At 62.8% G+C, this 23372-nt stretch carries 20 protein-coding genes and 1 pseudogene; 15 read left to right on the top strand and 6 right to left on the bottom strand.

The window, feature by feature from the left end:
• Positions 1-67: 67 nt before the first annotated feature.
• Together F757_RS0121265 and F757_RS0121260 are read left to right on the top strand one after the other, a co-directional pair.
• A complete protein-coding gene (locus F757_RS0121265) occupies positions 68-799 on the top strand; it encodes a type IV pili methyl-accepting chemotaxis transducer N-terminal domain-containing protein (RefSeq protein ID WP_027213158.1) in 732 nt (243 codons plus the stop codon).
• 127 nt (positions 800-926) lie between these two features.
• On the top strand, positions 927-1427 hold the full coding sequence (locus F757_RS0121260; RefSeq protein WP_027213157.1) for an MgtC/SapB family protein: 501 nt from the start codon (positions 927-929) through the stop codon (positions 1425-1427).
• 121 nt (positions 1428-1548) lie between these two features.
• Here the strand turns inward: F757_RS0121260 and F757_RS0121255 are convergent, their stop codons facing one another.
• Together F757_RS0121255 and fabV are read right to left on the bottom strand one after the other, a co-directional pair.
• On the bottom strand, positions 1549-1914 hold the full coding sequence (locus F757_RS0121255) for a hypothetical protein (RefSeq protein ID WP_027213156.1): 366 nt from the start codon (positions 1912-1914) through the stop codon (positions 1549-1551).
• A gap of 363 nt (positions 1915-2277) precedes the next feature.
• Positions 2278-3474: an enoyl-ACP reductase FabV gene (fabV, locus tag F757_RS0121250; RefSeq protein WP_027213155.1), complete on the bottom strand. Its 1197-nt coding sequence runs from the start codon at positions 3472-3474 to the stop codon at positions 2278-2280.
• Positions 3475-3728: 254 nt separating this feature from the next.
• Here fabV and F757_RS0121245 point away from each other — a divergent pair, with 254 nt between their 5' ends.
• Positions 3729-6320 (top strand): penicillin-binding protein 1A, encoded by a 2592-nt coding sequence (locus F757_RS0121245; RefSeq protein WP_035467286.1) that lies wholly within the window; start codon positions 3729-3731, stop codon positions 6318-6320.
• 385 nt (positions 6321-6705) lie between these two features.
• Here the strand turns inward: F757_RS0121245 and F757_RS0121240 are convergent, their stop codons facing one another.
• Positions 6706-8058 (bottom strand): MFS transporter, encoded by a 1353-nt coding sequence (locus F757_RS0121240; protein ID WP_027213153.1) that lies wholly within the window; start codon positions 8056-8058, stop codon positions 6706-6708.
• 302 nt (positions 8059-8360) lie between these two features.
• Here F757_RS0121240 and F757_RS0121235 point away from each other — a divergent pair, with 302 nt between their 5' ends.
• Positions 8361-8672, top strand: coding sequence for a hypothetical protein (locus F757_RS0121235; protein WP_027213152.1), 312 nt, complete (start codon positions 8361-8363; stop codon positions 8670-8672).
• A gap of 73 nt (positions 8673-8745) precedes the next feature.
• Here the strand turns inward: F757_RS0121235 and F757_RS0121230 are convergent, their stop codons facing one another.
• Positions 8746-9174: a cupin domain-containing protein gene (locus F757_RS0121230; protein ID WP_027213151.1), complete on the bottom strand. Its 429-nt coding sequence runs from the start codon at positions 9172-9174 to the stop codon at positions 8746-8748.
• Positions 9171-9875, bottom strand: a complete 705-nt coding sequence (locus tag F757_RS0121225) for an FMN-dependent NADH-azoreductase (protein ID WP_027213150.1) — start codon at positions 9873-9875, stop codon at positions 9171-9173. The genes F757_RS0121230 and F757_RS0121225 overlap by 4 nt, the downstream gene beginning before the upstream one ends.
• Before the next feature lie 700 nt (positions 9876-10575).
• Here F757_RS0121225 and F757_RS0121220 point away from each other — a divergent pair.
• From F757_RS0121220 to F757_RS0121175, 10 genes and pseudogenes are all read left to right on the top strand, one after another.
• Entirely contained in the window at positions 10576-11811 is a 1236-nt protein-coding gene (locus F757_RS0121220; protein ID WP_027213149.1) for an urea ABC transporter substrate-binding protein, read from the top strand.
• Positions 11812-11879: 68 nt separating this feature from the next.
• Positions 11880-12749 carry an ABC transporter permease subunit gene (locus F757_RS0121215; RefSeq protein WP_027213148.1) on the top strand — a complete coding sequence of 290 codons (870 nt, stop codon included), beginning with the start codon at positions 11880-11882 and terminating at the stop codon, positions 12747-12749.
• Between the two features lie 24 nt (positions 12750-12773).
• Positions 12774-13841 carry an ABC transporter permease subunit gene (locus F757_RS0121210; protein ID WP_156923687.1) on the top strand — a complete coding sequence of 356 codons (1068 nt, stop codon included), beginning with the start codon at positions 12774-12776 and terminating at the stop codon, positions 13839-13841.
• Complete coding sequence (locus F757_RS0121205; protein WP_027213146.1) at positions 13838-14548, top strand: ABC transporter ATP-binding protein; 711 nt, start codon at positions 13838-13840, stop codon at positions 14546-14548. Before F757_RS0121210 ends, F757_RS0121205 begins: the two co-directional genes overlap by 4 nt.
• Positions 14545-15252 carry an ABC transporter ATP-binding protein gene (locus F757_RS0121200; RefSeq protein WP_027213145.1) on the top strand — a complete coding sequence of 236 codons (708 nt, stop codon included), beginning with the start codon at positions 14545-14547 and terminating at the stop codon, positions 15250-15252. The genes F757_RS0121205 and F757_RS0121200 overlap by 4 nt, the downstream gene beginning before the upstream one ends.
• 13 nt (positions 15253-15265) lie before the next feature.
• The gene (locus tag F757_RS0121195) at positions 15266-16252 is read left to right on the top strand and encodes an acetamidase/formamidase family protein (protein ID WP_027213144.1); all 987 of its coding nucleotides are present in this window, start codon (positions 15266-15268) and stop codon (positions 16250-16252) included.
• A gap of 100 nt (positions 16253-16352) precedes the next feature.
• Entirely contained in the window at positions 16353-17507 is a 1155-nt protein-coding gene (locus F757_RS0121190) for a transporter substrate-binding domain-containing protein (RefSeq protein ID WP_027213143.1), read from the top strand.
• A 1-nt stretch (position 17508) separates the two neighbouring features.
• Positions 17509-18159, top strand: coding sequence for an ANTAR domain-containing response regulator (locus tag F757_RS0121185; RefSeq protein WP_027213142.1), 651 nt, complete (start codon positions 17509-17511; stop codon positions 18157-18159).
• A 47-nt stretch (positions 18160-18206) separates the two neighbouring features.
• On the top strand, positions 18207-18971 hold the full coding sequence (locus tag F757_RS0121180; protein ID WP_027213141.1) for an SDR family NAD(P)-dependent oxidoreductase: 765 nt from the start codon (positions 18207-18209) through the stop codon (positions 18969-18971).
• 36 nt (positions 18972-19007) lie between these two features.
• Positions 19008-20586 (top strand): annotated as a pseudogene (locus F757_RS0121175) (amidase).
• Between the two features lie 493 nt (positions 20587-21079).
• On the opposite strand, the gene F757_RS0121170 reads toward F757_RS0121175, so the two are convergent.
• The gene (locus F757_RS0121170) at positions 21080-22024 is read right to left on the bottom strand and encodes a cupin domain-containing protein (RefSeq protein WP_027213139.1); all 945 of its coding nucleotides are present in this window, start codon (positions 22022-22024) and stop codon (positions 21080-21082) included.
• A gap of 275 nt (positions 22025-22299) precedes the next feature.
• On the opposite strand from F757_RS0121170, the gene F757_RS0121165 reads away from it, so the two are divergent.
• Positions 22300-23355 (top strand): LLM class flavin-dependent oxidoreductase, encoded by a 1056-nt coding sequence (locus F757_RS0121165; protein WP_027213138.1) that lies wholly within the window; start codon positions 22300-22302, stop codon positions 23353-23355.
• Positions 23356-23372 lie beyond the last annotated feature (17 nt).

Here is a 23372-nt window from a genome sequence, read left to right as displayed (position 1 = left end):
CGCGTCGTCAGTGCACAACGAGAAACGTGCGGACGCGGCCCGCCGACCTGGATCTTCAGAAGTCGATATGGTCACCACGATAGAACGGATTCAGGCAGTGCGTTCCGATACAGCGGAAACCGAGGTATCTAACGAGGTATTGAGCTCGTTGATCAACATTGCCGGTCGCCAACGGATGCTGTCCCAACGTATCGTTTTCAAGGCGATGCTTGCACTGCGCGAAGGCGAGGGTGAAGGGAAGGGCCAAGGCGCGCTGGCAGTCGCGCGAGATACGCTGAGAATGTTCGCGGACAGTCACGCAGCGCTCGTGCAAGGCCGCGACGGTTTGCCCGGGCTCTTTTCGCCGGCGTTGCGCGAGGCGTTCCATGGAAAAGACGACGACAGGCGCAACAGCAGTGGCAATAGCCACGTCGCGAAGAAAATCGCCGATTTCATTGCTCTCGCCAGTGCGGCGCTCGATGCGATTGCACGCAACGCTGCGCACGCCGGGCAAGCCGTCGAGCTGCTGATCGCTTCGGCCGATCCGTTGCTCAACGATCTGCATGCGGTGACGGCAGTCTACGAACAGGAGAGCCGGCGCATTGCACGCATGCAAAAAAGGGAACAGCAGCAACTGATCGAACGGATCAAATCGATCGCGAAGGAGGCGCATATCGTGTCCTTCAACGGTCAGATCGTGGCGAGCCGTACCAACGTGACGGGCCGCGAATTCGCGGTGGTTGCCGGCGTGATGACCTCGATTACGAAGGAACTCGAGGCGGTGGTCAGTGCTTTCGTGAAGAAGACCGCGTCTGTCTGACCCGCGGGCCACGGCCCTCGCCGCAAGCGCTTTGCATCTATCTTTTGTCGCGGGCTAGCTGCACGGTCTGCCCACGAGACTTCATCCCGGCTATGCTTGGCGTTTTCGCAAACGTCGGGTCGGGCACATGATGAGCGGATCGCAAGCGGTGTGGGCAACTGTCTGGCAAACGGTGAAAGGCGAATTCTCAGACCTGGGCAGCACCGCGGATGTCACGCAGGTACTGATGCGTCTGGGTCTCGCCCTCGTGCTCGGCGGTGTGATCGGCTTTGAGCGCGAGATCTCGCGGCGCGATGCCGGCATGCGCACGCACATGATGGTCGCCGTAGGCGCCGCGCTGTTCGTCGTGGTGCCGCTGCAAGCCGGTTTTTCACAGGACAACATGAGCCGCGTGCTGCAGGGGCTCGTGTCGGGCATCGGCTTTCTCGGCGCGGGTGCCGTCATCAAACTCAGCGAGCAGCGCGAGGTGCGCGGGCTCACCACGGCCGCGAGCCTGTGGCTGAGCGCGGGCGTCGGGGTCGCGGCGGGGCTGGGGCGCGAGGCCACGGCGATTCTGAGCGTGCTCATCGCTCTGTTGATTCTCTCCGGCGCGCGCTTCATGAAGGGCCGCGCGCCCGAGCGGAAATAGGCGCATGCCGAGCCGGCAATGAGCGGATGTGTACGCTGAGTGCAGCGCCGACGACCCGCATGCGTTGTGCAATGCCGCTCGCGTCGTTGGCGGGAATCGCGCCGCTGCCTACGCCCGGGAATCAGTCCGCGGTGCGCCGGTCAGCCAGCGCCCGCTCGCAGTCCGCCAGAACCTGGCGGNCGAGCCGTGCCTGCGGATCGAGTTCGTCGGTATCGAGAATTTCCTCGACGGCGTCGCGCGCCCAGTCGGTGTCGACAAAACGCGCGTGCCGGCGAGCAATTTCCAGCGCCGTTGCGGAGAGCTTTGCGATGGAGAGCCAGTCGGCCTCCCGCGCGCGGCGGTCCAGCCATTTGTGCGCGGCCTGCACGTGGAACGCCGCGTCTGGCCAGTCCTCGTTGAGGTAGTAAGCGCCGAGACTGCCGCACGTGAGCCAGCACAACAGCTCGAGGCGGTCCCGCGGACTCAGGTGGTGGCGTACATCACTCATGGCGACGCTCGCTGCAGTAAAGTGCTTTCCGGGGGAGGCGGCGTGCGGCCGTCCTCCGCATGGATTAACAATATCACGCAGAATTCGTCAGCGGCAATTCCCGGGCGTACCCTGGCGAACGCTCCGCCCAACCGGTGGTGGCCGGTGGCGCCGATCGAACCTCAGGACGGCAGGCGCAACCGCCCGGGCGTCTGCATAACACGCGGGAATGGGAGAAGGCGGGCGGAAACGCGCCTCAGCGGGAGAAAGCGGGAGAAAGCGGGAGAAAGCGCGCGGAAGCGCAAACACCCGTAAAACCGCCCAGCAAACCTCAGCAAAAACCCGTAGACCGGATGGAACACAGACGGAACACAGACAGAACGCTCAGACCTGAACGAGCCGCGGAATCTGCACGTCCGGATTGACGTCGGCCTCGTAGTCGACACCCGCGATTTCGAACCCGAACAGACGCAGAAAATCCGTCTTGTACCCGGCGAAATCGGTAAGCTCGTAGATGTTGTCGTTCGTCACCTGACTCCACAGCGCTTCCACGCGCTGCTGCACCTCGGGGTCCAGTTCCTTGTAGTCCGCGCGCAAACGGCCTTCGTCGTCGATGTGCGGCGCCGTCCCGTACATGCTGTCCTTCAGGAGCCCATACACCTGCTCGATGCAGCCTTCGTGCGTGCCTTTCTCCTTCATCACCTTGAAGAGCAGCGACAGGTACAGCGGCATCATCGGGATCGCGGAACTCGCCTGCGTGACGACCGCCTTCAGCACCGAAACGCGCGCGTCGCCGCCCTTCGCCGCAAGCTTTTCGCGGATGCCGAGCACTTTCTGGTCGAGATCCTTCTTGGCCGCGCCGATCGAGCCGTTCCAGTAGATGTCGTGCGTGATCTTCTCGCCGAGGTAGGTGAACGCGGTGGTCTTCGCGCCGTCCGCCAGCACGCCGGCCTCCAGCAGCGCGTCGATCCACATCTGCCAGTCTTCGCCGCCCATTACCGCGACCGTGTGGTCGATCTCGGTTTGCGTGGCCGGTTCGAGCACCGTTTCCTTGATCACTTCCTTGTCTGTGTCGATGCCGCGCAGCGTGACGGCACGGCCCACCGGCTTGAGCGTGGACGTGAACACCTCGCCGGTTTTCGGATGCGTGCGCTTGGGCGCGGCAAGGCTGTACACCACGAGGTCCACCTGGCCGAGATCGCGCTTGATGATCTCGACGGTGCGCGCCTTGACTTCGTCGGAAAACGCGTCGCCGTTGATGCTGCTTGCGTACAAACCTTCGGCGCTGGCGAATTTCTCGAATGCCGCGCTGTTGTACCAGCCGGCCGTGCCGGACTTGGTTTCGCTGCCGCCGCGCTCGAAGAACACGCCGAGCGTGGCCGCGCCGCAGCCGAATGCCGCGCTGATGCGCGCGGCAAGTCCATAGCCGGTGGATGCGCCGATCACGAGCACTTTCTTCGGACCGTTGGCGATAGGGCCGCGTGCCTTGACGTAGTCGATCTGTTCCTTGACGTTGGCCTCGCAGCCCGTCGGATGGGTGGAGACGCAGATAAAGCCACGCACGCGCGGTTTGATGATCATGAAGCACCTCTTGTCGGAATTCGCGACATTATAGTGGGCCGCGCCGGCTGCGGCACGGCACGCGGGACGGCAGCAGCAAGCAGCAGTAAGCGACAGCAAGCGACAGCGGCCGGCGACCGGCAAGAGGCGCAGCAAGCCGGCCGCCGGGTGCCAACGAGCGACGCAAAGCGGCAAGCGTATCCCGGCGGCATAAAAATCGGCTCGCGCCACGCATCTTGGTACGATTCAGCCTTTTCCCGCCGACGGTAGCCAGTGTGAAGCGCCTTTTCTCCCTGTTTCTCGAGACACTCGACCGAGGTCTGACCCGCGCGAACCCGCTCGTGGCCGGGGCGCTGTGGCACGTGCGCCATCCGACGCGGCGCGGCCTTCTGAAGGCGTGCGCGGCGCTGCCGGTGCTCGTCGTGCTGTATGTGCTGATCCTGATTCCGTTCACGCCCGGTATCGGCGATATCCGCAAGGCGAAGGTCGAACAGCCCGCCCGCATTCTCTCGGCGGACGGCAAGCTGCTTGCCGAGTTCAAGCCGTCCAACCGCGAGTGGGTCAAGCTTGCGGACATCTCGCCGAACGTGGTGAACGCACTGATCGCCACCGAAGATCACCGCTTCTATCAGCATTTCGGGCTCGACTGGCGGCGCACTGCATCCGCCGCGCTGCACACGTTTTCCGGCGACCGCCAGGGCGGCTCCACGATCACGCAGCAGCTCGCGCGCAACCTGTATCCCGACGAAATCGGCCGCGCCCCGACGCTCACGAGGAAGCTCAAGGAAGCGATCACGGCTTTCAAGATCGAGGCGCTCTACACCAAGGACGAGATTCTCGAGACCTACCTCAACACGGTGCCGTTCCTCTACAACGCCTACGGCATCGAGATGGCGGCACGCACGTATTTCGACAAGTCCGCGTCGAAGCTGAACGTGCTCGAAAGCGCGACGCTCGCCGGCATGCTGAAGGGCAACAGTTATTACAACCCGGTGCTTAACCCGGAGCGCGCCTTGCAGCGGCGCAATACGGTGCTCGGCCAGATGGTGAAGTTCGGCAAGCTCACGCCCGCCGCGTACGAAACGCTGCGAAAAAAACCGTTACGAATCGACTTCGAACGGCAGACCGAGCCGCCTGGACCCGCGCCGCATTTCTCGCAGCAATTGCGCAAGTGGCTCGCGGCGTGGGCCGACCGTAACGATTACAACATCTATTCCGACGGCCTCGTGGTGCGCACGACGATCGATTCGCGTCTGCAAACCATGGCCACGCAGGCGGTGATTCTGCAGGGCAACGAGTTGCAAGGCATTGCGAACGCGGCGTGGGGCAGCCGCGCCGGTTGTTCGAACGGCAAGGAGCTGCTCTCGACCTTCTTGCGCGAAACTCCCGACTACCGCGCAGCGAAAGACGCCGGACTCTCCGACGACGACGCGCTCAAGCGCGTGTCGGCAAACCACAGCCTCGTGCAGTCGGTGTGCGAATCGAAAACGCGCGTGCAGGCCGATTTTCTCGCGATGGACCCGCGCAACGGCCAGATCAAGGCGTGGGTAGGCAGCCGCGATTTCAGCCAGGATCCGTTCGATCACGTGCAGCAGGCGCGGCGTCAGCCGGGCTCGACATTCAAGCCGTTCGTCTACGCGGCGGCCTTCGCGGCGGGCGCAAAGCCGTCCGACACGCTGCTGGATCAGCCTGTCGAAATTCAACTGGCAGGCGGCGAAGTCTGGCGTCCGGGTGACGAAGACGACCCCAGCGAGCGGCCCATCACGCTGCGCGACGCTCTCGCGTATTCGCGCAACCGCATCACCGCGCAACTGATGCAAACGGTCGGTCCGACCAAGGTCGCGCGGCTCGCGCGCGCAATGGGCGTGCGCGACAGTCCGCTCGAGGCCGTGCCTTCGCTCGCGTTGGGCACGAGCCCCGTCACGCTGAAGGAAATGGTGTCGGCGTACGGCACGATTGCCAACCTGGGCGGCTACGTGGAGCCGGTAATGGTCACGCGTATCGAGGACCGCAACGGCGAAGTGCTGGCCGACTTCGCGTCGGTGCCGCCACAACAGGAACTGCCTGCCGACGCAGCCCGCACGCTGGTCGACGTGATGCGCGACGTGGTCAATCGCGGCACCGGCTCGGCTATACGTAGCCGCTTCGGCGTGCGCGGCGACGTGGCCGGCAAGACCGGCACCACGCAGGGCAACGCGGACGGCTGGTTCATCCTGATCCATCCGCAACTGGTGGCGGGAGCGTGGGTCGGTTTCAACGACAGCCGCGTGACCCTGCGCAGCGACTACTGGGGGCAGGGGGCGCATAGCGCGCTGCCTATCGTCGGCGATTTCTTTCAGCGCGCGCAGCGCTCGAAACTTGTCGATACGCGTGTGAAATTCGCCACTGAGCAGCAGCCGGGCTGGTTTGCCGAGCGCACCGAGCGGCTGCGCGCGTGGTTCGAGCACTTGTTTGCGTCGACGCCGTCGCCGACGAGGCCGCAAGCGCCCGTCGCGGCGCGCGGTGTGACGCGGCGTGAGCCGGTCGAGGTGGCATCGTCTGCGGCTTCGGCTTCGGCTTCGGCTTCTGCTTCGGCTGCGGCTGCGGCTGAAGGGGCGCCGGCGTCCGCGTTGGCTGGTGGGGCGTCGGAAGCGGTGGGAGCGGCGGGCGCATCGGGCGTGGCGGCCGAAGAATCGCGGGCGCTGCCGCCGCTGCTTACGGCGCCTGGCAGCGCTTCAGGTCCGGCACAGCCCGGCGATCCCGTTCACGGCGAGGCGCGCGGCGCCGGCACGGCCGCATCGGCGCCGACGCCGACGCCCGATGATGTCATGCCGCCGGACGCAGCGGGCGTCGACGGTCAGGCCGGCAGGGCGGGTAACGCGCCTTGAGCGCGCCGGACTGGGTTTGAGCGTGCTTTGACCCGTGTTTGAGTGGGCGTGGAGCATGCTTGGAGCATGCTTTGACCCGTGCTTTGACCGTGCTTTGACCGTGCTTTGACCGTGCTTTGGGTGGGCTTGGAGTGGGCTTTGGTTTCGCCTTGGTTTCGCCTTGGGTTGGGTTTGGAGGTGGCTCTTAGTTCGCTCTTGGTCGGCTTGAAGCGTGCTTTGCGTTCGCTTCGAGCTGGCCTCAAGTTGCCCCCTGACCTCGGCTTGACCAGACCTAACGTTGGCTTCAAGCAGGCTTTAAGCAGGCGCTGAGTCCGCTTTCATCGGGCGTTCAGCGCCCTCAGCACCTGTGCACCTGTGCACCTGTGCACCTGTGCACCCGCGCCGTTCAATACTCCGCCACGCTCGGCCGCGCCATGTCCTCGCGCCTTGCCGCACCCGCCGAGGTCTCGAGCGAGACGTCATGATGCAGTAGCAGGGCGGCCGCGGCGCCGACCAGTCCCGCGCCTGCCAGGCACAAAAGGCCCGCGCCGAAACCGCCGGTGCTGTCCTTGATCCAGCCCATCGCGTAAGGTCCGAAGAATCCCGCCAGATTGCCGAGCGAATTGATCGCAGCGATGCCGCCCGCAGCCGCGGCGCCCGACAGAAACGCCGCCGGCAGCGTCCAGATGACGGGCAGGCAGCCGAAAATACCGAAGCCCGCAATCGACAGCGCAATCATTTTTTCCACCGGATTATCCAGCCCCGCCGACGCCGCGATGCCGGCCGCCGCCACCGTCAATGCAAAGGCCACATGGCGTTTGCGTTCGAGCTTGCGGTCGGAATGACGCCCCCACAGCACCATGCTGATCACGCCGACGATATACGGCAACGACGTGACAAAGCCTGTCTGCAGATTGGTCAGGCCGAAGGACTTCACAATCTGCGGCAGGAAGAAACTCAGGCCGTAGTTGGTTGCATTCGCACCGAAGTAGATCAGGGCGATGGCGAGCACACGCGGATTGAACAGCGCTTCCTTCACGCTGAAGGCACGCACGGCCTCGCGATGTTCGCGTTCCTGCTGCTGCCGCGCGACTAGCCACGTGCGTTCGTCGGCGGCAAGCCAAGTGGCATCGGCCGGCTTGTCGGTCAGGTAGAACCACACCGCGAATGCCAGCAGCAGGGCGGGCAGCGCTTCGATCAGATAGACCCACTGCCAGCCGGCGAGGCCGCCGAAGCCGTCCATGGAGAGCAGGGCACCCGAGATCGGCCCGCCTATCACCGTGGAGAGCGGAATGGCCGCCATGAAATAGCCGACGACGCGGCCGCGATACGCTGCGGGAAACCACAATGTGAGCAGAAAAATGACGCCGGGAAAGAACCCCGCCTCGGCCACGCCCAGCAGAATGCGCAAGCCATAAAAAACATGCGCGGCCGAAAGCCCCGTGTATTGCGCGATATGTGGGATATACGCCATTGCGCCCGCCAGCACGCCCCACGTGAACATGATTCTCGCAATCCAGCGGCGTGCGCCGAACTTCTCGAGCAGAAGATTGGACGGCACTTCGAAGAAGAAGTACGCGATAAAGAAAATCCCTGCGCCAAAGCCGAATGCACTCGCGGACAGGCCGAGCGCCTTGTTCATCTGCAGCGCCGCAAAGCCGACGTTTACGCGGTCCAGATAGGCGATGAAATAACAGACGATCAGGAACGGCACGAGCCGAACCGTTACACGTTTCATGGTACGTGTTTCGAGTTCCATCGATGTCTCCTCCAGTTCATGGTCCGGATGGTTCAGAAGATGCCGTTAAAGACTAGTCGCTGGACCATGAATGGGGAAGTGCTTTAAACAGTTCCCGCACGCCAATGCACGCAGGGGCGGCGCGCCCGGGGTGCCTGTGCGCGGACGATTGTTCGGACAGCGGCAACAGTGTTTTCGACCGGTGAGGCTGATCTCGCGCGGCAGATTCGCGATAATCCGATTCGAAATATTGCCAACCAATGTGACCAGCAAGACCGCACCCGGCGGTCATGCACGGAACGATCAGAACACTCAGGTGCATCATGTTGAACAAGCTTCGCGATTGGGCGCGCCTCGCCATTGCGGTGCTCGCGGCAGGCGGCTTGCTTGCCGGCTGCGCAACGTCGACCCATGTCGTCGCTACCGATAAACCCGGCACCTACACGGTCGCCGCACATGCCGCAGGCGGGCGCATGGCCTGGGCCCGCGCGCATGGAGAAGCGCTGAACGAGGCGCGCGATTACTGCGAGCGCCTCGGTATGCAGAGCAGCATCAACGAAGAATCGGTGAGCGGGGTGGCCGTGCTGACTACACACGCTTCTTCGGTGAACTTCGAATGCCATCCGAAGTTCTAGCAAGAAAAGCCGGAGAAGCGGAAAAGGCATGGCGTAACAGCGAAGCCGAATCCATCTGAAAGAAGCGGGGCGTCTACTGGTGGTCGAAGGTTACGAGCTTGTTGTCGTTCCTGTCCGCCACAAAGATGGCGAGAAGCCTCGCCGGCTCCGTGGCGCTTGCGTTCTCGCTAACCGTATGATGCGCGCCCGGTTTTTCCACCCAGTGCTCGCCCGCATGAAAGACGCGCGGCTCCCCACCGTCGACACCGCTGCGAATCGAGCCGGATAACACGTAAGCCACCACGAACGCCTGCCCGTGCCGATGCGGCGAAGATTTGCCGCCTGGTGCATAGTCCACCACGAGTGCGGTCATCTTTTTGCCGGGCACATTTGCAATGGCTTCGGCGAAGGCGGGCGTAACGGTCTCGTGGGCGGCTGCATCGGCGGCCCATGCGAATGGCGGTGTGGCGAGCATGGCTGCGCCCGTAAGCGTTGCGGCAACCATCAGTGTGTGCAGTTTCATTGTGCGATCTCCGGGTCGAGGTTTCCATAGTGCGCGGCGCACGTGACTTGCCCGTCGCCCGCGTTACGCGCCGCGTTGGCCCAATCGAGCGCGATCAACGCCAATTCGGCACGCGCCCGTTCGAGCGCTTCGGCGCGCGCTTGCTGGTTCGCGAACTGCAGTGGCTGTGCGTCGACGAAAGTCGGGTTCTTCACGCCGAGAAAACCGAACGCGGCTTTGAGCGCGGGCGTGAGCGCATCCATGGACTCGTACGGCGAGCCCGGCCGCAGATCGGCGCCGCGGCTCGTAATGAACAGCACTTTCTTGCCCGCGAGCTGGCCGACGATGCTGCCGTCGTCCGCATGCGTGTACGTCACGCCGGTGCGCGAGATGCTGTCGACGAACGCCTTGAATGCGGATGGCATCGACCAGTTGTACATGGGCATGGCCAATACCAGTGCATCGGCGGCAAGCACGCGACTGCACAGCGCATCGGAGGCCGCGAGCCGCGCTCTCATAGCCGGCGTGCGCTCATGCGGCGCAGCGTATGTCGCTATCGCGAATGCTTCGTCCACGTGCGGCGGCGTATCGGTTGAAACATCCAGATAGTCGACCTGAATGGCTGCGTGCGCGACACGAAGACATTCAAGAAAGTAGCGGCTCAATGCACGCGAGTTGGACCGCTCCCGTTTCGCGCTGGCATCGACATGCATCAGCTTCATTGTCGGTTTCCTTGCAGATGAATGAGTGAGTGACTCAGTGATGCAGAGATTAGCTGTGCAGGTGGCTTTGGGAAATGACCGGTTTTGGGGATTTTTAGGTGGCCAGTCGGGGGTGGCCGGGCGCGCTTGCAAAGCCGGCTGTTCGCACTCGTTGATAGCTCTACTTGCTTTCAACATGATCTGGATAACTAACGTTGTATCAATGCGCTGACCCTATGACGAAGCGAGGCAAGCGGGCAGCCGAGGCATCGCTTGAAAGGAGGGCGTGGCGCATTGGATCAGCTCGCGTGCGGCGACAGGCGCAGGCAACATCGGCTGCTTTCGACGAGGCGCCGCAATCCGGTACTCGTCCTGATAGACTCGCACGTTCTCTGACGCAACGAAGCTGAGCAGCCCGCAGACGATGTGGCGCAAAGTCGGGCGTGGTGGTTTTCGTCCGCCGCTACGGCGCTCCTTCTTGCAGCCGCAGCACCGGAGGCGCGCGCCCGGGAAATACGGAAGCGGACGCTTCTGCGGATTTTTGTCCGCTGTTGACAATCAAAAATACGGCGCTTTAGACTTGGGCCATCCCTCGTGGCCTGACAAAGATGTCCGCCCGGGGACCCGGCACAGAAGCCCCCTGACGAACTGACAGTTCGTCAGGGGGCTTTTTTTGTCCAGATTTTTCCCGTGTTTGGCCGCCTACCTCTGGAGAACCCGCATGTTGCTGAAGCCGTCGGGCTGGATCCGTCTCGCCCTCACCGCAGGACTTGCATTGACCTCGCTCGCGTCGAGCGCCGCCGATCCCGTGAAAATCGGTTTGCTGGAGGACGCTTCCGGAAACTTCGCGCTGGCAACCATTCCGAAGATTCACGCCACCCAGCTCGCGGTGGATGAGATCAACGCGAAGGGCGGCATTCTGGGACGCCCCGTCCAACTGATCGCCTACGACACGCAGTCGGATAACACCAAGTTTCAGGAACTCGCGCGGCGTCTCGTTCAGACGGACAAGCCCGATGTGATTTTCGGCGCGTTCTCCAGCGCCTCACGCGAGGCTATCCGACCGATCATGGACCGCGCGCATCAGCTTTACTGGTACGACAACCAGTACGAAGGGGGCGTGTGCGATACGAACACCTTCGTGACCGGCGCGGTGCCCGAGCAGCAGTTCTCGACGCTCATTCCATGGATGATGCAGAAATACGGCAAGAAGGTGTACACCATCGCCGCCGACTACAACTTCGGGCAGATTTCGGCGGAATGGGTGCGCAACATCGTGAAGGAGAACGGCGGCACGATGGCCGGCGAGGAGTTCATTCCGCTATCCGTATCGCAGTTTGGCCAGACCATCCAGAACATCCAGAAGGCGAAGCCCGACTTCGTGGTCACGCTGCTGGTCGGCGCGAATCAGGCGTCGTATTACGAGCAGCAGGCGTCCGCGCATCTGAATCTGCCGATGGCGAGTTCGGTCAACGTCGGTCAGGCGTACGAGCATAAGCGCTTCAAACCGCCCGCTCTGAAGGACATGTACGTGACGGCGAATTATGTGGAAGAGGTCGATTCACCGGCTAGCAACGACTTCAAGAAGCGCTTTCACGCCAAATTCCCGAACGAGCCGTATATCAACCAGGAAGCGGCGAATGCTTACGATGCGATCTATCTCTACAAGGCCGCCGCTGAAAAGGCCAGGTCGACGAATCAGGACGCGGTGCGCAAAGCGCTGGAAAGCGGCGACATCTGCACGGTAGGCGCGCAGGGCAAGGTCTGCATCGATCCGAAAAGCCATCACGCGAGTCATACCATCTATCTCGTGCACGTGAAGGAAGATCACTCCGTCGAGATTCCGAAGGTCTGGGACGACGTTCAGCCGTACTGGCTCGGCAAGGTCGGCTGCGATCTGCCGAAGAAGCCCGATCACCGTCAGTACACGCCTTCGAACCTGCCCAAGAAGTCCTGATCCGAAGCCGGCGCGCGGCCGACACCTGCAGCATGCGCGCACGCCGGCTTCCTGACCGTGGAGCATGCATGGCCACTTTATCGGTTCTCTATTCGCTCGTTTATCAGTTCGGCGACAACTTCGCTTATCTGGTACTCGCGGCGCTCGGTCTTGCGGTGATTTTCGGCATGATGGGCGTCATCAATCTCGCGCACGGCGAGTTCATCATGTGCGGGGCGTACGTCACCATCATCGCGGCGAAGCGCGGCTTGCCGCTGCCGCTCGCCATGCTGCTCGGCGCGATCGCGGCAGCGCTTGCCGGCGTGATCATCGAACGGCTCGTGATTCGTCATCTCTACAACCGTCTGTTCGATTCCGTCGTGGCGACGTGGGCAATCAGCCTGATCGTGCAGCAGACCATGCTGCTGGTCGCGGGGCCGTCGATGGAAGGGATCGGCACGCCGTTCGGTTCGTTCTCGGTCGGCGACTATTCGTTCTCGACGTATCGCGCGTTGCTGCCGCTCATCGCGCTGGCGATTCTGTTCGGTCTCTATCTGCTGTTCTTCAGGACGAACTATGGCGTCTGTGCACGCGCAACGATCCAGAACGCGAACATCGCCCAATGCCTCGGCTTGCGTACCGACAGGCTCTATACGCTGACCTTCGCTCTCGGCGCGGGACTGGCGGGTCTCACGGGCGCGCTGTATGCCCCGACCATGACGGCGGTTCCGACAATGGGCAGCAACTTTATCGTGCAGGCATTCGTTTCAGTGGTCGTTGGAGGCGCGAACGTAATTGCGGGGACAACGCCGGCCGCCGGCGTGCTCGCCATTATCCAGACGGCGCTAACGGCCTCTTATGGGCAGTTGTTCGGGCAGATCGGCTTGCTGGTGACGGTCATCGTCGTCATCCGCCTGCTGCCGCAAGGCCTCGGCAATCTCTTCACACGCTTGCGCTAGGAGGCAGATGTGACGCAATCGAACATGTCTTCGCATCTGGCCCGCAAAAGCGGCACGTCACGCGCGCTGCATGCCGCCCCGTGGCTTGTGGCGCTGTGTCTGCCGCTCATCGTCGACGCAAATACGAGCGGCAACCTCGCGTACTGCCTTTTATGGGCCTTCGGCGCCGTCGGCCTCGCTGCGATGTGGGGCTATGGCGGCATCCTGTCGTTCGGACAGACCGCGTTCTTCGGACTGTCCGGCTATAGCTATGGCATCTTCACGCTGAACTACGGCGACATGTGGTTCGAGTCCTGGCTCGGTCTGGGCGTGGGACTCATGGTGAGCGTCGTGGTCGCCGCGCTGATCGGCTACATGATTTTCTATGGCGGCATCAAGGGCGTGTTCATCGGCATCGTCACGCTGTCGGTCACGCTGGTGCTCGAAACGTTCATGTCGCAGACGGCGGGGCCGCAATGGGCGATCGGCGAGGCGCGGCTGAACGGCTACAACGGCATGGGCGGCATGGCGCCATTGACGATTCCCTGGCCGGGCGGGCCGCTGACACTGGAGAACGCAAGCTTCTATTACCTCGTGCTGGCCCTGCTGATCGTGGTCTATGCCGTCATGCGCAGACTGCTCGACGGCACCTTCGGTCTCACGCTCATCGCCATCCGCGAGAATCCGCAACGCGCTGAGATGCTGGGCGTCGATATTCGCCGACACCAGTTGCTGGTGTTCGTGCTCGGTTGCACGCTGGGCGGCCTCTCGGGTGCTCTCTACACGATCTGGGGGTCCTACATCACGCCGTCCACAATGGGCCTCACCGCGGCCGCGATGCCCGTGATCTGGGTCGCGACCTCCGGCAGAAAGACCATTGGCGGCACGATTTTCGGCACCGCGCTGCTGGTCTGGCTCTCGCAGAATCTCGCCGTGTACGGCAGCCAGTATGCGTTGATCCTGCTCGGCGCGATCCTGCTGATCGTCGTGCTGGCCGCGCCCGAGGGCCTGCTGCCATTCGTCACGCGGCAACTGAAACGTCTGTCGGGCCCTGCACGCGATGGGGCGCACCAGCGTACTGCATGCCTGAAGCAAGAGGAGGGCAAGTCATGACGACGCTGCTGGAAACGCGCGGACTCAAGAAGCACTTTGGCGGCGCGCACGTCATCAACGGCATCGACTTCAAAATCGAGGCGGGCGAGATACGCTGCGTGATCGGCCCGAACGGCGCGGGCAAGAGCACGTTCTTCAAACTCATCACCGGCGAGCATCGTCCTTCGGAAGGCAGTGTCATATTTCTCGGCGAGGACATGAGCCACGTGCTGCCGCACGAGCGCATCCGCATGGGCATGAGCATCAAGTTTCAGATTCCCGGCGTATTTCCGGACCTGAGCGTGCGCCAGCACCTGAAGCTGTCGCTGCATCGCGCGAAGGACGATCGTCCTGAAAGCCTCGATGAGCTGCTGCAGCGCTTCATGCTGGCAAACGAAGAGAACGTGCTCGCGCGCAACCTGTCGCACGGCAAGAAACAGTGGCTCGAGATCGCGATGGCCGTCTCGCTGCGTCCGAAACTGCTGTTTCTGGACGAACCGGTGGCGGGGATGTCGGTGGAAGAAACGCATGCAACGGGCGAGCTCATCAAGCGTCTCTCGGACGCCGGCCTTACGATGATGGTGGTCGAGCACGACATGACCTTCGTCAGGCAGATCGCCTCGCGGGTGACGGTGTTGCATGGCGGAAGCCTGCTCGCGGACGGACCGCTCGACGAGATTCTCGCGCGCGACGATGTCGCCGAAGTCTATCTGGGGAAGAAGAAATGAGCGTGTTGCTCGACGTTTCAGGCGTGGAATCGGGATACGGCGGCGGCCGCGTGCTCAACGGCGTGTCGGTGCGCGTCGCGCGAGGCGAGGTGCTCGCGCTGATCGGCCGCAACGGCGTCGGCAAGACGACGTTGATGCGCACGCTCATCGGACTGGTCAGGCTCGACAACGGCGAGATCAGACTGGACGGCGAAGCAATCGGTCATGAGAAACCCTACGTTCGCGCGCAGAAAGGCATGGGCTATGTGCCGCAGGGCCGCGAGATTTTCGGCGCGTTGACGGTGGCCGAAAACCTTCAGGTCGGCGCGCAGGCGAATCGCGCGCAGGCGGGGCGCATGAGAGAGCAGGTCGTCGGCTACTTTCCTGTTCTGAAGCAACGCTATGCGCAAAAGGCGGGAACCATGAGCGGCGGCGAACAGCAGCAACTGGCCATTGCACGCGCCCTCGTTAGCGCGCCCAAGGTGCTGCTGCTCGACGAACCGTCTGAAGGCATCCAGCCTTCCATCGTCGATCTGATCGGCGAGACGTTGCAGCAGATCGCACGCGAAACCGGTATCGGCGTCGTGCTCGTCGAGCAGGACATGGGCATGGTCGAACGGATCGCGACACGCTGCTGCGTGATGGACAAAGGCCGGATTGTCGACACATTGAGTCCCGCGCAACTCGGGGATGAGCAACTGATTCGCCAGTATCTGGCGCTGTGACGGAGAGCGGAACATGAAATGGCTTGAAGATTCGATCATGATGAGGCGCGGTGTGGGTGCCGGTCGGGAACCGGTGGAACACCATCTCACGGAAGAGTTGCAGAAAACGTATCACTACACCATCGGCCCCTATTCGCAGCCGGTGCTGCACGTGAAGCCCGGCGATCGGATAGTGGTGGAAACGCGCGATGCGTTCGAGGGCAAGATCAAGGAAGAGACCGACAAGCCGTCGCAGGTGCTGCAGGTCCCATTTCTCAATCCGCAGAATGGGCCGATCATGATCGAGGGCGCGCAGAAGGGCGACGTGGTCGCCGTGTACATCGAAAAAATGGCGCCGCGCGGCGACGATCCGCACGGCTTTTGCTGCATGATTCCGAACTTCGGCGGGCTGACCGGCACCGACTATACGGCCTTGCTCAACGAGCCATTGCCGGAAGTCGTGCGCAAGATCAAGATCGACGAAGAGAACGTGTACTGGAGCAAGCGCAATACGCTGCCTTATAAGCCGCATATCGGCACGCTCAGCCTCTCGCCGGAGATCGATTCAATCAATTCGCTCACGCCCGACAACCACGGCGGCAACATGGACGTGCCGGACATGGGGCCGGGCAGCATCACGTATCTGCCGGTGCGCTCGCCCGGCGGGCGCCTTTTCATCGGCGACGCGCATGCCTGTCAGGGCGACGGCGAGGTGTGCGGCACGGCCGTCGAGTATCAAAGCACGACGACCGTGCGCGTCGATCTCATCAAGAAATGGCAAATCGACTGGCCGCGACTCGAAAACGAGGACGCGCTGATGAGCATCGGCAGCGCACGGCCACTGGAAGACGCCACCCGCATCGCCTATCGCGAACTGGTGTTGTGGATGGCCGCCGAATACGGCTTCGACAAATGGGATGCCTACATGATGCTGAGTCAGGTGGGCAAAGTTCGACTCGGCAATTTTGTCGATCCAAAGTATACGGTCGGCGCTATGGTCGCCAAGCACTACCTCAAGTAACGCAGTGCCCCGGCGAAAGGCTTGCCGGAAGCATCAATCAAAAGAATCGACCCAAGCGCGAAGCGCACCGCTTCGCGCATATCCGTGAGCGTGTGACTAAATGGCTTTGTCCGATACCATCCGAGTGGGCCTGCTGTGCTCGACGAGCGGTTCCACCGGGTTGCTCGAGCAATCTCAATGGCGCGGCGCTTGCCTCGCCATCGAGGAGATCAACGCGCGCGGCGGTATTGACGGACGGGAACTCGTCGCGCTCCATTACGACCCCGGCTCCGACCCCGCCGCGTTTCGCGAACTCGCCGAGCGGCTGATCGTGAAAGACGGCGTCAACACCATTTTTGGCGGCTATACCTCGACTAGCCGCAAGGCGATGCTGCCCATTGTCGAAAAGCACAACAGACTTCTCATCTACGCGCAGATGTACGAGGGCTTCGAGTACTCCGACAACATCATTTACAGCGGCGCATCGCCGAATCAGAACGGGGTGCAGCTCGCGGACTTCATGACGGAAACCTTTGGCGCCCGGGTCTACTTCGTCGGCTCCAGCTATGTCTATCCATACGAATGCAATCGGACCATGCAGGAACTGATCCTGCAGCACCCGGAGGGCGCCATTCTCGGTGAGCGTTATCTGCCGCTAGACGCGACGCGCGATCAGTTTGCGCAGGTCGTCGCCGATATCCGGCGCAAGTCGCCGGACTGGATTTTCTGCACGGTGATAGGCAAGACCGTGCCGTATCTCTACGACGCCTATGCACACGCGGGCTTCGATCCGGCCAGAATACCCATCGGCAGCCTCAATACCTCGGAGACCGAAATTCATGCAATGGAGCGCGGCATTGCGGCGGGGCACATCACGGCAGCCCCGTATTTCCAGAGTATCGACACCGAAGCGAATCATCGCGCGGTTGCGCATCATCAGTCGCGCTACGGCACGGACATACCCACGGACATGAACTGGGAGGCTGCGTATTATCAGATGCACATGTTCGCCGAAGCATTCGCGCGCGCAGGCTCCGACGAGCTTGCGACCATCATGCCGCATCTTCTGGGCTCGGAATTCAGCGCGCCGCAAGGCCGCGTGCGCATCGACCCCGTGAATCACCATATGGCGCTTTATCCGCGCATCGGCCGCGCCAATGCGGACGGTCAGTTCACGATCCTGCGCGAATCCAAGTTTGCCGTCGGCCCCGACCCGTACATGACGCGTCAGATGCTCGGGGACTGGGTCACGAAGCTGAGCACGCGGGATTATTGACGTGAGCGCGCATCCGGGCAGAGGCCAACGCAGCCTCACCAGTTCGATTCTCGAGCGTAACGCGCGCGTGGTCGTTTTTCATCCGGACGACGATGACGGGCAAACGCTCGCGAACCATCTGCGGCGTATGGGCTTTCAGGTAGAGCGATGCTGGCCGCCAATGGACACGCTGCCCGAGCGCGTCGACCTGGTGTTTCGCGCGCTGTTACCCGAGGAGCGCGCGCCGAGCGGCGAATGGTCGGGGCCCGATGCGCCGCCCGTTATCTGCGTGGTCGCCTACGAGAACCCGACCTTCATCGATCAGGCCATCAAGCTCGGTGCCGACGGCATTGTGACAACGCCGATCCGGGCGTCGGGGCTGCTGGCGACCGTGGTGATGGCGTTGTATCACGCGAAGCGTTCGCGTCAGCATGCGCAGCGTATCGCCAAGCTCGAACAGAAGCTGCTCGACAGCCGGCACCTGCAGGACGCAAAGAACATTCTGATGACCATGCATCGCGTGAGCGAGCGCGAGGCATACGACATTCTGCGCGCTCAGGCGATGGAAAAGCGCGTGACCATTGACGATATCTGTCACTCCGTCATTCAGGCGGGAGAGGTGTTGCAGATCGCGCGCGGCATGACATCCGGGGAAGGGCGGGAGCAGGACTGAGCACCCCTTCATACGTTTTCTGATCGACACGCACAGGAGCGGCGAACATGGACCTGCAAATGAAAGGCTTGAGGGCGATCGTGACCGGCGGCACCAAGGGTATCGGTCTTGCGATTGCGCGGACACTCGCTGCGGAAGGCGCGGACGTCGCCATCTGTGCGCGCGACGAGCTGGCTGTGCAATCGACCGCGAGCGCACTCGCTGAACTGAGCGGCGCACGCGCGTCGGGCACAGCCGTCGACGTGTCGGACGGCGCCGCGCTAAAGGCGTGGGTCGCCCGCGTCGGCGACGAGTGGGGCGGCCTCGATATCGTGGTGGCCAACGTGAGCGCGCTCGCCATCGGCAACGACACCGAATCGTGGCGCAAGGAGTTCGAGACGGATCTTCTCGGTACCGTCAATCTGGTCGATGCGGCCATGCCGTTTCTGGAGGCGAGCGCGGCTGCGTCGATCGTGGCGATATCGAGCGTGTCGGCGCGTGAAATCGACTTCGCCGCGGGCCCGTACGGCGTCTTCAAGGCCGCGCTGGTTCACTACATGCAAGGGCTGGCGAATCAGCTCGCAGCAAAGGGCATTCGCGCGAATACCGTGTCGCCGGGCAACGTGTATTTCGAGGGCGGCGTGTGGGACTGGATCGAGCATAACGATGCGGCGCTGTTCCAGCGCGCGCTTGCCTTGAACCCGACCGGCCGTATGGGCCGGCCGCAGGAAATTGCCAATGCGGTGGCGTTCATCGCCAGTCCGGCCGCGAGCTTCGTGAGCGGGGCGAATTTCGTGGTCGACGGCGCGCTCACACGCGGCGTCCAGCTTTGAGCGCTTGGCGCACCGACAATCCAACAGGAGCATCAAATGACACAGGGCAGGGCGATGGACATCGATCTCGACGCTCTCACGGTGCAAGCCGTGCAGGCGCGTTTCAGGGCCGGCACGTTGACGGCCGAGCAACTGACGCGCGCCTGCTTTGACAGAATCGAGCGCGACAACGCGGAGTACAACGCGCTGATCTTTCTCAATCCGCAAGCGATCGACGATGCGCGCGAGATCGACGCGCGGCGAGCGGCCGGCGAAGCGCTGGGGCCGCTTGCGGGCGTGCCGGTGGTCATCAAGGATCCGATGGATATGGTCGGTTTTCCGACTACGGCAGGATGGGCCAGGCTGTACAGCAAGAAGGGCGGCGTCGACCTGATGCCTGAACGGGACGCGCCGGTCGTGGCGCGCATGCGGCGTGCAGGAGCAATCCTGCTTGGCAAGACTAACGTCCCCATCCTGAGCCATACAGGATCGCATGCCAACGATAGCTGGGCGGGGCCTACGATCAATGTTGCCATGCCCGATCGCGTGCCGGGTGGCAGCAGCGCCGGGACGGCGGCGGCGGTCGCCTCGGGCATGGCGGTGCTGGGACTTGCGGAAGAAACCGGCGGATCGATTCAGAACCCGGCTTCGGCGCAGGGACTCGTCGGCATCAAGCCGACCATCGGGCTGGTTCCGAATGCGGGCGTCGTGCCGCTGTCGGGCAACCGGGACGTCGTCGGGCCGATTGCCCGGAACGTGAGGGACGCCGCGTTATGCCTCGACGTACTCGCAGGTTATTCTAGCGAGGATCCCAAAACGCTCGCCAGTGTCGGTCGGCAGCCGCAAGGCGGCTATACGTCGGCGCTGGAGCCGAATGCGCTAAGTGGCAAGCGCATTGGCTTGTATGGCCCCGGCTGGCGTGCGCAGCCGCTTTCGGACGTAGCCGCCATGCTGTATGAACGCGTCAAGGAGGAACTGACCGCTCTGGGCGCGGACCTCATCGACGATCCGTTCGCGGGCTCCGGCTTCGCCGATCTGAGAAAGCCGACTCCGCCGCTGGAGCACTTCGATGCGCGCGGTCTCGAATCGATTCCCTACGATATCGAGAAGTATCTGCAACGGCTCGGCAAGCATGCGCCACTGAAGACTTTCGCGGAATTTGCCGAAGCGACCCGGGACGACGATGCGTTCGGACCCGACGGCGTGCTGCGCTACCTGCATAACCTTGCCGATTTCAGGACGGCGCTGGCTGAGCCATCGTTGCCGCCGGAGATGCCGGAGTTCATCGAACTGAAGGCCCGTTATCTGCGCATCTTCGAAACGGTCATGACTTCGCAGCGGCTGGACGCGCTGGTTTTTCCGCAAATGCGATGTGAAATTCCGCCGCTTCACGGCAAGGAAGTCATTCAGGAGACGACGGTCGGCGAGATCAACATTGCGGGGCTGCCGGGCATCGCGGTGCCGGCGGGTCGCTACCAGTCCGGGGCCCCGTTTGGGCTGATCTTCGTCGGGCGGCAATGGGATGAGGCGGCGCTGCTTGGATATGCGTATGCGTATGAAACCTGGCGCAGGACGTAAGGAAACGCGGATGGTGGATTCATACGGGTCGGTTGGCGCGACGGGTTGTTGCTCCTAGAAATGCGGAAACTTTTGTCTGCGGCGCGCGGGCTGGCTGGATCACGCAGCCGGCGCCGGGAACACAGAGGCCGGTCAGCTTACGATGATCCGAAAAAGCGGACATTTGGACTTGGCGCAAACACGACATCTGAACTTTGGACTAACATCGTTCAGGTTGATAATTTATCTTATGTCAAATTAGGAAACTGAACGTGTAGTGGCGTTCCGCGCTTGCGCGCCTGCCGCCATGTTTCATTCGAGATTGCGTGGCCGGTTGCGCCATTGCACTGCTGCCGACGTGGCTGGCTTGCCGCCGACCTGTGCCCCGGACGCTTGCAGCCGGCGTTGCCGGAATGCGAGGCGCGCACCGGACGAGCCGCCCCCGCGGTCTGGGCGGCGTATCGGCCCAGGAAGGCAGTTTCGTCGAAAGTGCGTGCCTTCGTGGACTTCTGCGCCGAAGCACTCGGCGAGCCGCCGCACTGGGACGACGGGCTCGCACCACCACGTGTGCCTTAGCGAGCGAAGCGGATGTCCAGCGTGCGCAGATACGTCTGCAAGCCAGCGTCCTGGATTGGAATGACATACGCGTTGTCGTTTGTTTCATTGAAATGCGCGTGCCAGTATCCAGGGGGCGTGACGAACGCCATACCCGCTTCCCAATCGACACGAGTCGGATTCACGATATCGCCCTGCGCGTCGAGTTCGGTGCCGACCAGTGTATAGACGCCTGGCCCGCCGTCGGCGATGAAGTCGAGCGCAATCGATTGGTGTCGATGCGGCTTCTGCACGGAATTCGGCGGCACGATGCCGAACATTGCCCACAGCACGTGCGTGACCGTGCGCGTCTGCGGGAACTGGGCGTTGCCCATCAGCACGCTGATGCGATTGCGGCGGCCCGCGTTGCTTTGCTCCGCGACTTTGCGCAATTCTGCCTGCGCGCGAGCGGCCGGATAGCGGGTTGGCGCAAAGCGCGGCTGTACTTGGGTTGTACCGAGATAGGTCAGCAGCGGCGCATCATTGACGTAATACAGCGTCGCGGTCGTATCCGCGGAAAGCACAGCAGCAGCGCCGCCCGGAAGCGTAAAGAAATCGCCCTGCGCAAACGGAAAGTGCGTTGCGCCCTGCTTCACGCTGCCGGCTCCGCCGATCACGTAGCAGACCTGGGAGGTCGCGTTGGGATCGAGCGTCAAGGCTTCGCCCGCCACGATACGCAGGAAGCTCGCGCTCAAACCAGGACCGGTCGCGGGGCCGGGACACCCGAGTTCGGCGGACAGGTCGAGCGGCACGACCCGGGTCGCGCCGTCGGCATAGAGCGCAGACGGGAAATTGCGGAACGGCACGCGTGAGATAAGTTTCGAGCCAATCGCATTCGCCGATGCCGTGTATTCGAAATACTGTGCGTCTTCGGTCGCCATGTCGGGTTCGGCGAGAAGCGCGGAAGATGTTCTGGTCAGCATGTTTGCTCCTTTCGGCGGTTAGAAGCTTCGTGCGGGTCCATTCTGGTGGAGAGTGCCGCGTCCGAAGGCTGACCTGACTGTAGGCGCGGAGCGTTCACGCCAGAAGTACCGAACGTCGAAATCAGTTTTGCGCAAAACGGTGCGCCATCCGTTGGGTCGCGGCTCCGCACCTAAATGCCAATGCGGCAATTGCATATCGTCAGAAGTTCGAAAGCCATCAGCGGGCGCGCGTTAGCATAGACAGCTTCCCCACTTTGTCTCCGGAGTCACAGGCGATGTCTAACCCTCCCCGCTTCGGCGTTTGGGCGCTCGTACATGGAAGCCGTGCGGCGCTGCAGGATCCCGCGGAACCGTACGACGCTTCGTGGGCGCGCAACAAGGCCCTGGTGCTCGAAGCGGAGCGGCTCGGCTACGACTCTGTGCTTGTCGCCCAGCACACCGTCAATCCGCATGACCCTTCGCTCGATCAACTTGAAGCGTGGACCGCGTCGGCCGCGTTGGCGGCACTGACGTCGCGCATCGAGATCATCGCCGCGATCAAGCCGTATCTCTACCATCCGGTCGTGCTCGCGAAAATGGCGCAGCAGATAGAACACATTAGCGGCGGACGTTTCGCGATCAACCTCGTCAACGCGTGGAATCGTCCGGAGCTTGAACGGGCCGGCATTGGCTTTGCCGAACACGACGAGCGCTATGCATACGGCCGCGAATGGATCTCGGTCGTGGACGCATTGTTGCGCGGCGAATCCGTCACCCATCGCGGAGACAACTTCCGCATCGACGATTATCAGTTGCGTCCGGCCGATCCGTTCCGCGCGCGGCCGCGCATTTATGTCGGCGGCGAGTCGGAGCCGGCGCGCTCGCTCGTGGCGGCTCATGGCGACGTGTGGTTCATCAACGGGCAACCGCACGACGACGTGGCGCGCCTCATAGCGGATGTCTCGTCGCGTGCGCGGCCTCCTCACCAGGATGCGTTGCGCTTCGGCCTGTCGGCCTTCGTGATCGCGCGGCAGACGCAGGCCCTCGCCGATGCTCACCTCGATCACCTGTTTGCGCTTGCGGAGCTCGACAAGCCGCTGCGCGAGCGGCAAAAGGCCAACACCGATCCGAATGCAGTCATGCACCAAACGTTCGCGCGCTCACCTCGCGTCGGTTCGAACGGCGGCACGGCTGCGGGGCTCGTTGGCGACTACGACACGGTCGCTCGACGCGTCGTCGACTTCCACCGTGCCGGCATCGAACTGTTCATGCTGCAGTTCCAGCCTTTCGAGGCGGACATGTCCGTTTTTGCCGAGGAAGTCATGCCGCGCGTGCGTCGTCTGCTTGGCTGAGCGCTCGGGTCATCGCA

The organism is Burkholderia sp. WSM2232 (assembly GCF_000472545.1).
Taxonomy (GTDB): domain Bacteria; phylum Pseudomonadota; class Gammaproteobacteria; order Burkholderiales; family Burkholderiaceae; genus Paraburkholderia.
Note: the sequence above shows the minus strand (reverse complement) of the source record. Positions and strands in the feature narration are given on the sequence as shown.